The 13355-nt window shown below is 40.1% G+C and carries 6 protein-coding genes; 5 read left to right on the top strand and 1 reads right to left on the bottom strand.

The features are described 5' to 3' along the window. Positions 1-108: 108 nt before the first annotated feature. The 5 genes from F927_RS02370 (at position 109) to F927_RS02350 (ending at position 11519) form a co-directional block, all read left to right on the top strand. Complete coding sequence (locus F927_RS02370; protein ID WP_005081120.1) at positions 109-2814, top strand: autotransporter assembly complex protein TamA; 2706 nt, start codon at positions 109-111, stop codon at positions 2812-2814. A gap of 46 nt (positions 2815-2860) precedes the next feature. Further along, positions 2861-7369, top strand: coding sequence for a translocation/assembly module TamB domain-containing protein (locus F927_RS02365; protein WP_005081118.1), 4509 nt, complete (start codon positions 2861-2863; stop codon positions 7367-7369). Positions 7370-7535: 166 nt separating this feature from the next. Beyond that, positions 7536-7922 (top strand): hypothetical protein, encoded by a 387-nt coding sequence (locus tag F927_RS02360; protein WP_004638645.1) that lies wholly within the window; start codon positions 7536-7538, stop codon positions 7920-7922. Positions 7923-8181: 259 nt separating this feature from the next. Continuing rightward, positions 8182-10821 (top strand): bifunctional aconitate hydratase 2/2-methylisocitrate dehydratase, encoded by a 2640-nt coding sequence (locus F927_RS02355; RefSeq protein WP_004638647.1) that lies wholly within the window; start codon positions 8182-8184, stop codon positions 10819-10821. Positions 10822-10937: 116 nt separating this feature from the next. Next, positions 10938-11519, top strand: a complete 582-nt coding sequence (locus F927_RS02350; protein WP_005081115.1) for a hypothetical protein — start codon at positions 10938-10940, stop codon at positions 11517-11519. A 151-nt stretch (positions 11520-11670) separates the two neighbouring features. Here the strand turns inward: F927_RS02350 and F927_RS02345 are convergent, their stop codons facing one another. After that, on the bottom strand, positions 11671-13128 hold the full coding sequence (locus F927_RS02345; protein ID WP_005081113.1) for a DASS family sodium-coupled anion symporter: 1458 nt from the start codon (positions 13126-13128) through the stop codon (positions 11671-11673). Between the last annotated feature and the right edge of the window lie 227 nt (positions 13129-13355).

Here is a 13355-nt window from a genome sequence, read left to right as displayed (position 1 = left end):
AAATACATGTATGATACTTTTAATGTTTGATTGGATGAAAATCAACAATTTGAGGTTGTTTTCATCGATCAGAAACGATAAATCAAAAAAGTATGTTTAGAGACCTACATGCCATCTAAATCTAAGTTTAAACAGTCAACATTGGTTCATTCTATGCATTTAATATTTAAAATGCAGAGCTTTCCTAAACTTATTTGTAGTGGTTTTTTGATTAGCTATTGTATATCAGTAGCTTATGCCGACGAAGAAGCTGTTGTTGTGGCTGAAAATTCAACAATAGAACGAATGAAAGATCAAGTGAAGTCGATTCCTTCACCTGAAATTCCTTATGAAACATTTAATTTATCTTCAGAATATTACAATCCTGCGCAAGATAGTGTTGCTGCACTTAAACAACAAGAAGAAGCTCCAAGTCAAATTGATACGCTGAAACCAATACAATTAGATGAAAATTTAGAGCATCTTCCTGTGATCGCTGTAGATCAGAATATGGCGAACGAGATTTTTCAAATTGCTGAAGAAGCCAAAAATGATGCATTGGCTTATCGAGAGAATGTAGCTAAAAATCCTGAGCTTGTAGTAAATGAAGCAACACAATCTGAATTAACAGAGATCAGTAACCCACCAGTTAATATTGATCGATTAATGCAAGAGATCCAAGCGGATAGCCAGATTATTGTTGAGGCAAATGAATCAGGAAGAACTCTAGCTGATCTACAATCAAAGACAGAGCAAGTAGAAGAAAAAGCTGGCTTTTTTAAACGTATAGTCAATCGCTTTAGACCTGAAAATTTACTCGGCGCGGAAAGAGTTCCTCGTATCAGTGCTGATGTATCAGGCGCTCCACCGGCGTTAGCGACCAATATCAAAGCAAAACTTTCAAGCTTTACCCAAGAAGCATTTGAAGATTTCAATGTTGCTTTACCACAGCTTCGTTCATTGACAAATCAGGCTGCACAAGCAGTTGGTTATTATGATGCACGCTTTAGTTTTGAAAAGCTGAGCGATAGTCGGGTGAAAGTGACGGTTGAACCAAATGAACCAGTCAAGATTGATAAACAGAATATTGAATTTACAGGTGAGGGTGAAAACGCACCTCAATTTCAAGTTATTCGTTTAATTCCAGAACAAGATGAAGGTGATATTTTTAATCACGGTAAATATGAGGCGACTAAAACAAAAATTACCAATGCAGCTTCAGACAATGGATATTTTGATGCTTATTGGCGATTACATGACGTTAAAATCAGTCAACCTGAAAAGACCGCAGAAATTAACTTAAAATACGACACAGGTGAGCGTTATAAGCTAAAAGCTGTTGAGTATAAAATGAGTGATCCAAGCAAGCCTTTACCGCTTACTCAAAAAGTGCTGGATAGTCTTGCTCCATGGAAAGATGGTGATGATTACGCATTCTGGCGTGTCAATGTATTGGCAAATAACTTAACCAATACGCGTTATTTTAACTACACACTTGTTGATACTATTAAGCCTGATGCAATTCAGCCGCCTTTAGATTTACCACCTGATTTACAGGCTTTGGTTGATCAACAACGGGTTGAACAGTCTCAGTTATTTAGTGCTCAACAAAAAGCAGATATCGCGCGGCAGCAAGTTGTCTCTGCTGAAGAAGTGACCCAAGATGTAGTCGATGAGTCGCAATTCTCTGGCAGTGAGCCAACACCTGCTTATTCCTTAGCGCGATCCATGCCAAATATTCAAAATGATGAGACAGAGCGTCAAGCGTTAGAAGAACAAGCTCGGCTTGAAAAGAAAATCCCCGTAGTTGTAACACTTAATGCGGATCGTCTCAATACGATTGAGACAGGGGTCGGTTATGGTACAGATACAGGCGCACGTATTCGTAGTCAGTATCGCCGTGCTTTTGTAAATAAACATGGGCATTCTTTTGATGCCAATATTGAAGTTTCTGAAATCCGTCAATCCATTGATGGTCGCTATAGCATCCCTTATAAACATCCACTCAACGATTATTTTAACCTTGTTGGTGGTTATGAGCGCGAAACCCGTGACAATATTGGACCAAATGTTGAATTATTAGTTGAGTCTGCGGTTGTTGGTGGTGAGCGGGTAATTAAAAATCCACTAGGGGATTGGCAACATACTTTTGGTCTACGTTATCGTTTAGATCGCCTCACCGGAAAAGGTGATGTTGATGTTTCAGAATTACCTGATGCTTTTAGGGCAGCGGGTACAAACTCTGAACAAGAGTCTTTATTACTCGGTTATGAGATTTCTAAAACCAACTCTAATACTCGTTTAAACCCAACTAAAGGCTTTAAACAGACCTATAAGGTGGAATTGGGAACTGAATCGATTCTTTCAGATGCCAATATGGCGATTTTAACTGCGGGCTGGCGATTTATTTATTCATTGGGCGAAAATGACAATCACCAATTTGTAGGGCGTGGGGACGCAAGTTATATCTTCACTGATGACTTTGATAAGGTTCCATATAATTTGCGCTTCTTTACAGGTGGTGACCAATCACTTCGTGGATTCGATTATAAGAGTTTATCACCAGAAGAAGATGGTTATAAGATCGGGGGACAAGCACTGGGTGTTGGTTCTTTAGAGTATAACTATCAATTTAAAGATGGTTGGCGTGCTGCAGTTTTCTCTGATTTTGGTAATGCTTTTGATAAACAATTTAGTAACCCGACTGAATATAGTGTGGGGGTTGGTATCCGTTGGAGATCACCAATTGGACCTATTCGTTTAGATGTGGCATCTGGGATCTCAAATGATAATCGTCCGATTCGATTGCATTTCTTTATCGGACCGCAACTTTAAAATTTTTTAATAGCCCTTTTACTGGGGAAATGATTTCGGGTTAATTATGACGGAAGAAGTAGAGCAGCAACAAACACCTTCAACAGGTCCAAAACGGGAACGGCGTATTCTTCGGAGTATTTTGCTGATGGTGTTGATCATCCTTCTGTTATTGGTCAGCTCTTTACTTGTGATGATGTCAACCGATAAAGGAAGTCGTTTCCTCTTAGATCGTGTTTTGCAAACCCAAAAAATCATTCATTATGAGTATGAAAGCGGTAATTTATTAAGAGGCATTATTCTCAAAAATGTTTTAGTGCAGTTAGAGGCAGTTGATGTTTCCTTAGACCGTGCCGATGTTTCTTTAGGTTGGAGAGCAATTTTAAAGAAAGAAATACATTTAAGTCATGCTGATGTAGCCAATCTCAAAATTATTAACAAGAAACCACCATCTGGTGAACCCTTTGGATTTGACCCGATCAAGCTGCCATTTATTTTGCGTATTGATGAGGCATCCTTAGATCATTTGGAAATTCAAACTGCGACTGCAAAAATCAATTTTGATGATATATATCTAAAAGATGCACTTTGGTCAGAGACTAAACTTAAATTTAAAGATTCCCGTATGGATATGGGGTATTTGGCAGTTAAAGATGCAACTGGTCAAATTGATTTTAGTGGCAAGTATCCATTAAATGCTAAAGCGGATCTGATAATTCCTGCACTAAATAGTATTGATATTGAAACAATTAAAGTGGTAGCGACAGGTAGCCTAGACACTTTGAGAGCTGGTGTAGCGACACTGACTCCAGATTTGCTCACTGGGTGGGCTGTGCTTCATCCGGTGCGGGATCAAGTGCCGATGCAAGGTGAATTGTTTTTTAGAAATTATCATTTGCCAATTTTAAAAGAACAGAAACTTTTTGCGAAAGATGGTATTGCAAGATTCAAAGGAAATATAGAAAAACTCGTTTTGAGTTTAGATACTGATTTGAAAGGCGAACAGATTCCTGAGGGTAAATATAATGCGCTGATGGAAACGGATTTGACGGATCAACTCAACATTCAGGACTTCAATGGTCAGTTGATGGGTGGTTCTGTCAGTTTGAAGGGTCTAGTCAATTGGAAAGATCATGTCTCATGGGATTTAAAAGGACGTTTAGATCGCTTAAATGCAAAAGATGAAACTTTGCCACAGATTGCGCAAGACTTTCTGCCGCCAAGTTTGGATGCAAACATTAGTTCAACGGGTATGTTGAAAAATGGTATGTCAGTCAATGCGCAACTTGCGTTTGATAAATACGAAACATGGCAAGTAAAATTGAATCAATCGGAGCAGAAGAATAATCAACCCGAACCGATGCTATTAGATGTTGCTTGGCAAGGTATAGATCGTGCAGTTCCTTATATCGGGTGGTTAAGTAGTGCTGAAGGGCATACTAATATCACTTTAAAAGATGATCAACAAGATATTTATGTAGCGACTACGGTACGTCCACATGAACAAGGGCTTTTACCTGCTGGTAAATACGATGCGCATATTGATTTAAAAGGTAGCCTACTCAATGTTGAAAACTTTAGTTATGTTGCTGAGAAAGGTCGCCTAGATGGTCAGGCAAAGGTTAAGCTTCCAACAGATAAACAGCAGTTGGCTTGGCAAGCTCAACTTAAAGCCAAAGATTTTAATCCACAAACGGTTGCTCTGGCTGCACCTGTCAATCTATTAAATGGTGAAATACTTGCTTCTGGTTTTGCCAAACCAAATCAGCAAATTATTCAATTTGAACGAATTGATTTGCAAGGGCAGTTGGCTCAAGCAAATCAAAAAGAAACAGTCGTATTGCAAGGCAAGGCAACTACCGCATTGATGTTTGATGATGTTCAAGCTGGCGGTGGCTTTAAAAGTTTCGCAGTTGATTACGATGGTTCTTTAAATGCTTTAAATCAAGGGAATGGTTTACTAAAAATTAATATCGCAGGTACACCAACCAATATAAAGATTAATGAATTAAAGCATGATGGCGTAGCTGGAAAACTGTTTGCTACAGGCACTGTTGATTTACAAGATAAGATAGGCTGGAATATAGAGACATCTCTCGTTCGTTTTAAACCGCAGTACTTTGTTTCAAGTTTAAAAGGTGAAGTCTCTGGACATGTTAAAACTCAGGGTGTTTGGTCTGATAAAGTTAAACGTATTGATATTCGTCAGCTCAATGCGGCAGGTTTTTTAAACAATAGACCGGTACGTGGTCGTGGCAACTTGTCTTTATTACTGGATTCGAATCAAACAGGTTTCTTACCACAACAATTTGAAGCCAATGATTTATTTTTTGCTTATGGTCAGAATCAGTTGCAAGCGACGGGTAATGCGCAAAGCTTACGCTTTAAAGTGAATGCTCCTGCTTTATATGAATTGTATCCAGGATTGCGCGGGCGTGCTTATGGCAGCTTAAATGTTCAGTCCCAACCACGTTTGAGCGCAACTGCAAATCTTGTAGTCGATGGTTTCGCTTTTAATGATTTGGCGAGCGTTAAATCTTTGCGTATTCAAGGTCAGTTGCCGACTTCTGAAACAACACCAACAAAGTTAACCGCAACTATAGACCAGTTGCGAAGCGGTAAACGAGAGTTAGAAAATGCGACCCTGAATTTAACAGGCACACGCAGAGCGCATTTATTAAAACTTGAAACAAAAAATGCACGTACTAATTTCTATGTTCAGCTCGCGGGTGGCTTTAATCAGAATAATGATTGGCTTGGACAAATCCAAAAAGGTAAATTTAGTTCACGTCGTGTGAGTTTGGTACAAAATCAAAATACACCTGTGATATACACTACCGCACGGACAGAATTATATGTTGGGCAACATTGTTGGCAAAGTGCTGAGAGTCAATTATGTTTAGATCAACCTGCCAGAATTAGTCCAGAAAAAGGCAATTTTTCATTTGTTACCAAGGATCTTGATTTAAAAGACTTTGCGGCATTTATGCCAGAAGGTATTGCAGTTACAGGTCAGTTGAATGGCTATGCAAAAGCATCATGGGCAAAAGGCACTCGACCTAAGTTAGATTCACGTTTAGTAACGCGCAAAGGTGAAATTGGGTTAGCAGCCGAAGACCCTCAAGATCCAGCAACGACAGTAACGTATGATGAGTTAAGCCTGATTGCTAAAAGTATCAGTGACGGTCTGTTATTCCGTGTGGATATGAAAACTCCTGATATTGGTACGGGCTATGCGAATGTTGTAATCGATCCATTCCAAACGGGTATGCCGATGCGTGGGGAGATTGCTTTTGATGATGTTCAGCTTAAAGTCTTTAAACCGTTTATCAAAGATGTACGTTCGATGGCTGGAACTTTAGCATTGGCTGGAAAAATCAACGGCACACTAACACAGCCTCAATTTACAGGTGAAATGCGTTTGAAGAATGGGGCGATTAGTATGATTTCGCTTCCTGTCAATCTCACCAATATGCAGCTTTATTCATCCATCCGACAAGATACTGCAAGTATTGATGGAGCATTTAATAGTGGTCAAGGTGTAGGGCGAATAAAAGGCCGCTTTGATTGGAAAGATAATCCTCATTTATCTTTAACCTTAAAAGGCGATAATTTGTTGGTTCGTCAAGCACCAATGATCACTGCGATTGTGCAACCTGACTTGAGCTTAGATGTTTACCCATTTGATCAGCGTTTAAGTTTGAGAGGAACGATTGATGTACCTCGTGCACGTATATCAATGCCTGAAAGCTCGGCGACTGTGGTCAATGTCTCTCCAGATGTGCGTGTGGTGCATCAAGGCCAAGATTTACTTGCGACCTTAAGAGCAGCAAAGCCGTGGGATATTCGAGCTGACATGACAGTCACGTTGGGGAATCAAGTTATTTTCCAAGGTTTTGAAAGTAACATTCCTTTGGTGGGCCGATTACATTTGTCACAACGTGGTTTAGAAACGGCTATGCGTGCTAATGGTGCAATAGGTGTCAGTCAGAAAGTTAAAATTGAAGCCTATGGTCAAAGCCTAGATCTGAATCGCGCGATTGCACGTTTTAACGGACCACTTGCAAACCCGACGCTTGATATCGATGCCAATAAGTCAGTGCAAGGCAGTATGGTGGGGGTGCGTGTCGCGGGTACAGCGACTGTACCAAACGTGCAAATTTATAATGATGCAGGTTTATCTGAACAAGAAGCACTCAATGCTTTATTAACGGGTCGCATCAATGAAGGTGGTAGTGGTTTAAGTAATACCGAAGGATTTAAATCTGATGTTAATAATACGATTGCTGCGGCAGGTATTAGTATGGGCTTGGGTGGCACACGTGCATTAACCAATCAGATTGGGCGAACTTTTGGATTAAGTGGTTTAGCACTTGATGCTCAAGGAACAGGTGATGATACACAGGTGAGTTTAACAGGCTACATCACACCTGATCTGTTTATTCGTTATGGTGTTGGTGTCTTCACACCTGTGAATAAATTGACATTACGTTACCAGATGAATCGCCGTTTATATTTGGAAGCGAGTCAATCATTAGAGCGGGCAATTGACGTTTTCTACAACTGGCGATTCTAACTTTAATAAAAACCTGTTTTAGTCAATAAAGCAGGTTTTTTATATTAGAGACTTTCACAAGCATCTGTGAAACGTAAATATGCCCTAGTAATTTGTATGTTTTTATTACCATGAGCGATATTTTAAATCGTTCATTTTGCAAAATAACTCGCTTTGAGTATGATGTGTGCATCAAATTAACCGCAGTATGATGATGAAAAAAGTTTTGTTGATTGCAATAGGTTTGGTCTTGGTTGGATGTGCAGACAAAAAGCCATTAACGCCAGAAGAGAAATGGCATGGTTTTTGTGTTAGTGTAGGTAATGCCGCGCGTTCGATTACATTAGATCGTCAAAATGCAATTGAGAAACAGCAAGCAATAGAACATGCGGGAAAAATTGAAGATAAAACCATTCATAAATTCATCTTGCAGATCATAGATGAAGTGTATGAGATACCAGTCGATCAATTGAAGTCTGATCCGAGTGCAATTCGTGATGAAATGAAGCAAAAGTTCACAGAGCAGTGTTTAGCGACACCACACGATGAGCTTCCAAACTATAAATCATTTTAATGTGTTCACCGAAAAGACAACACCAGTTGTCTTTTTTTATGGGTCTAATTTATTGTTTTACTGGACTTTGATCTAATACCAAAGCGGTATTTAAAAGGGTGCAACATTTCGCTATAAAATAATGGTCATCACGTAGATATACGGCAGTTGCATTAACTTTTATTGCGAAGTCTAGTAAAATTTTGCTGTCCACATTACTTGTAAAGCTTGTAGAAAGCTGGAACTTACAAGTAATTTTTTAAAGAAGAGGAATAACACTGTGCTAGAAGCTTACCGCCAACACGTTGAAGAACGTGCCGCACTCGGAGTCCCACCGAAGCCACTTGATGATGCTCAAACTGCTGAACTAGTCGCATTATTAAAAAACCCACCAGCAGGTGAAGAAGCATATTTAGTTGACTTGCTTGAAAACCGTGTTCCAGCTGGTGTTGACCAAGCTGCTTATGTAAAAGCTGCTTTCTTAGCTGCGATTGCAAAAGGCGAAGCGACCTCTCCACTTGTAACTAAAGAGCGTGCCGTATACTTACTTGGTACGATGCTTGGTGGTTATAACGTAGCACCGCTAGTTGAACTTTTAGACAATGCTGAACTTGCAGAATTAGCTGCTGAAGCGTTGAAGAAAACACTTCTTGTATTTGATGCCTTCCATGATGTTGCTGATAAAGCAAAAGCTGGCAATGTAAATGCAAAAGCAGTATTACAATCATGGGCTGATGCTGAATGGTTCACAAGCCGTCCAGACGTTCCGGAAGAAATCAAAATCACTGTGTTCAAAGTAACAGGTGAGACTAATACTGATGACTTGTCTCCAGCGCAGGATGCTTGGAGCCGTCCAGATATTCCGTTACACGCTAACGCAATGTTGAAAAACGAACGTGATGGTATCAATCCTGAAAAACCAGGTGAAGTTGGTCCATTAAGCCAAATCAAAGAATTGATCGCGAAAGGCAACCAAGTTGCTTACGTGGGTGACGTGGTTGGTACAGGTTCTTCTCGTAAATCTGCAACTAACTCTGTACTTTGGTTCTTCGGTGACGAACTTCCACACATTCCAAACAAAAAAGATGGTGGTGTGTGCTTAGGTTCTAAGATCGCTCCAATTTTCTTCAATACAATGGAAGATGCAGGTGCATTACCTGTAGAAATCGACGTTGCCAACATGAACATGGGCGACGAAGTTGTATTGAAAATTGATCACACTGCAGCAAAAGTTACAGCGTTCAAAGACGGCGCTCAAATCGCTGAATCTGAACTTAAAACACCTGTACTTCTAGACGAAGTACGTGCTGGTGGTCGTATTAACTTGATCATTGGTCGTGGTTTGACTGCGAAAGCGCGTGAAGAATTAGGTCTTGAGCCTTCTACTTTATTCCGTACGCCAGTACAACCTGCTGACACTGGCAAAGGCTTCACTCAAGCTCAGAAGATGGTAGGTCGTGCATGTGGTCTTCCTGAAGGTCAAGGTATCCGTCCAGGAACTTACTGTGAACCTAAGATGACGACTGTTGGTTCTCAAGATACAACTGGTCCTATGACTCGTGACGAGTTAAAAGACTTAGCGTGCTTGGGCTTCTCATCTGATCTAGTGATGCAGTCTTTCTGTCACACAGCTGCGTATCCAAAACCAGTTGACGTAACAACTCACCATACATTACCTGACTTCATCATGAACCGTGGTGGTGTATCTTTACGTCCTGGTGACGGTATTATCCACTCTTGGTTAAACCGTATGTTACTTCCAGATACAGTAGGTACTGGTGGTGACTCACATACTCGTTTCCCAATCGGTATTTCATTCCCAGCGGGTTCAGGTCTTGTTGCATTCGCAGCAGCTACTGGTGTTATGCCACTGGATATGCCTGAGTCTGTACTTGTTAAGTTCAAAGGTAAAATGCAGCCTGGTATCACTTTACGTGACCTTGTGCATGCGATTCCTTACTACGCGATTCAAGCGGGTGACTTAACTGTAGAGAAGAAAGGTAAGAAAAACATCTTCTCTGGTCGTATCCTTGAGATCGATTTAACAGAAATGGAAAATGACTTGACTGTTGAGCAAGCATTCGAACTTTCTGATGCATCTGCTGAACGTTCTGCTGCTGGTTGTTCTATCACGCTTTCTGAAGAGAAAGTTGCTGAATACCTACGTTCTAACATCACCATGTTGAAGTGGATGATCGCTGAAGGTTATGGCGATGCTCGTACACTTGCTCGTCGTGCTGAAAACATGCAGAAGTGGTTAGATAACCCAAGCTTGTTAAAAGCTGATGCTGATGCTGAATATACGAAAGTATATGAAATCGATCTTGCTGATATCAAAGAACCTATTCTTTGCTGCCCGAACGATCCAGATGATGCAAAACTTCTTTCTGACGTTCAAGGTGACAAAATTGATGAAGTATTCATCGGTTCTTGTATGACCAACATCGGTCACTTCCGTGCAGCGGGTCAATTGTTAGATAAAGTACCAAGTGGTTCATTATCTACTCGTTTATGGTTGGCTCCACCAACGCGTATGGACGAGCATCAATTGATGGAAGAAGGCATGTACAACATCTATGGTCGTGCTGGTGCGCGTACAGAGATGCCAGGTTGTTCATTGTGTATGGGTAACCAAGCACGTGTAGCACCGAACACAACATGTGTATCGACTTCTACTCGTAACTTCCCGAACCGTTTAGGTCAAGGTGCAAACGTTTACTTAGCTTCTGCTGAGCTTGCATCTGTAGCTGCTGTTCTTGGTAAATTACCAAGCCCAGAAGAATATCAACAGTATGCGTCGCAAATTGACAGCGCTTCTGCTGACATCTACAAATACTTAAACTTCGACAAGATGAGCGAATATACAAAAGAAGCTGATCAAGTTGATACTAAGAAAATCCAAGCTGCTCAATTGACTTAATGAGCTAGGATTAAGAAAAGCCGAAAGGCTTTTCCCTAGCGCAAGAACAAAGCTATGCTTTGTTTGAGCAGAAAGCTAAAATAAGGGCTGAAGATTCAGCCCTTATTTTTTATAAAATGAAAAGCATCTTAAATTTAAAAGACAATATCCTTGAGTTAGAAAATATTTTTTATAAAGAGCAAAATCTTGAGGAGTTAAAAATCTCAATCCAACAATTATTTTCTAAGATATTAAAAGCGTATCCGTATCTAAAACCTCCAACGTTTTCAATTATTCCTACTAAAAGTTTAGAATTTATCGTTTGGTATCAAGATCCGAATGCTGTTACTGAGACATTGTTAATCGAGCAAAATGGTTCAGATGCATATATATGGAAAGGTGCTGATCAGAAATGGTATTTGGATGATTTTTATTCTGAGCCACATCAAATTGCCTGCAAATTAATAGAAATTATGCCTGTATTTCATTCTCTTCCTGAAAATCCTAGAGAGGTAAAGCATCTACTTGAAATAGGTATAATGGATTTTGATGCTAATTTTTTTCCAAAGTTTTCAGAAAGAAAACTAGAAGATGATAGGGAGGTTCTTACATGGGATGATCGTTTTTTGTTGGTAGGAACTCAGCTAGAAAATCTTAAAATTTATAGTCATAAGCAATGGAACGATTTAGTTAATCGAGAAAATTATTATTCAGAGTAAGGTAGTTGTTTATGGCATTTACACATGATTTTGTTTTATTGAATAAAAATGAATTCTCTTACGATGACTGTTGTAAGCTTATAGGGAAGAATCCTTATTTTAAGTTAGAGAGGAACATTCCTATTCGCATAGAATGCTCCTCAATTTTAAATCACCAATAACCCAATACTTTCCACCACAGTCCGCCAATCACCACAAAGATGATAATATTAACCACGCTCATGACAAAGCCAGCTTTCCACCATTCACCTAGTGTGGTGTAGCCTGAGCCAAACACCACAGGGGATGTCCCCGTTGCATAATGGGTTAAGGTCATCATGATGCTAGAAGCAGCAGCCATCATTAAGGCAAACAACATCGGTGGTGCACCCAATGCGAGTCCAGCCGTATAAAAAGCTGCAAACATGGCAGTGATATGTGCCGTGGTACTAGCAAACATATAATGAGCATATAGATAAGCAAGCATCAATAACAAGCATGCAGGCATCCAGCTTAAACCTAGAGAGCCAATACTATTTTCGAGTACACCTGAGAACCAAGCGATCAAACCAAGTTTATTCAAATAAGTCGCCATCATCACCAAAGCGGCGAACCAAGTGATCGTATCCCATGCACTTTTTTGCGTCAGAATATCTTCCCAAGTCAGTACACCAGTGATCAGCAGCAGGCCTAAACCAATAAAGGCTGTTGTGGTTGGATCAACTGCCCAAGCAGAACCAAAGAGCATAGCTGGAATACCAGCCCATAACAGCAGCAAGATACCGAATACGCCGAGCATAATGATTTCATTTCGACTGACTGAACCCATTTCTGTTAATTTATCTTTTGCAAACTGAGCAGCATTCGGTGTTTCTTTAACTTCAGGTGGGTACATCCAATACATGATCAATGGCATGATGATCAAGGCAATTAAACCTGGTAGTAACATCGCCAATGCCCATGTACTCCAACTCAATGAAATTTCACTGTTGGTTGCCTTTGCCACGAGATCAACCACTAAAGGGTTAGGTGCGGTTGCGGTAATAAACATCGCGGAGGTAATTGGGTTCGCTTGGTAATTGACCAGAGATAGAAATTTACCCATACGACCTTCAGTGCCTTTGGCAGGATCAGAGTCATAACTGGTAGAAATTGCACGTACAATCGGGTGAATAATCCCGCCACCACGTGCGGTATTACTTGGGGTCACAGGTGCAAGAATCAGTTCGGAAAGCACCATGCTATAACCAATACCAATGGTTTTCTTGCCCCAAACGGCGATAAATAAATAGCCTAAGCGTGCGCCCAATCCTGTTTTTTGTAACCCTTTAGAAATCATGATGGAAATACCAATCAACCAAATCAATGGATTAGCAAAGCTGCTAAGCGCATCTTGAATCGCACCACTTGGACTATCATTGGTGACACCTGTCACGGCGACTAAGGTGATGGCAATAATCGCAATCGCACCAATTGGCATTGCTTTACCAATGATGGCGGCAATAACACCGACAAACATAGCCAATAAATGCCATGCTTCTGGATCAACACCAGACGGTACAGGAATAATGAACCAAATAATGAGAGCAATAGATATAGCGATAAATGTAGGGAGAGTTTTGAATCCCATGTGTTGTTTCCCCTTGTTGTCATGGGTTTAATCAAATTTATAGTTCTTTATGAATGAATCTTTAAAGAAATAACCGTTAAGTCATAATTATCGATGACTAGAGATCGGTAATTCAAAGAGTATTTTGTTGATTGCTTGTGAGATCGTTCATTCAATCACCATATTTATTTTAGATCGCTGGTAATACAGCAAGAGTGATAGAAATTTTTATTAAATTCTGATCTAAC

Origin of the sequence: Acinetobacter haemolyticus CIP 64.3 = MTCC 9819 (assembly GCF_000369065.1) — a bacterium.
GTDB classification, from domain to species: domain Bacteria; phylum Pseudomonadota; class Gammaproteobacteria; order Pseudomonadales; family Moraxellaceae; genus Acinetobacter; species Acinetobacter haemolyticus.
This window is presented reverse-complemented; position numbering and strand designations above follow the sequence as displayed.

Coding starts and splice junctions, on each gene's coding strand:
- F927_RS02370 (WP_005081120.1), top strand. CDS start 109: ATGCCATCTAAATCTAAGTTTAAACAGTCAACATTGGTTCATTCTATG.
- F927_RS02365 (WP_005081118.1), top strand. CDS start 2,861: ATGACGGAAGAAGTAGAGCAGCAACAAACACCTTCAACAGGTCCAAAA.
- F927_RS02350 (WP_005081115.1), top strand. CDS start 10,938: ATGAAAAGCATCTTAAATTTAAAAGACAATATCCTTGAGTTAGAAAAT.
- F927_RS02345 (WP_005081113.1), bottom strand. CDS start 13,128: ATGGGATTCAAAACTCTCCCTACATTTATCGCTATATCTATTGCTCTC.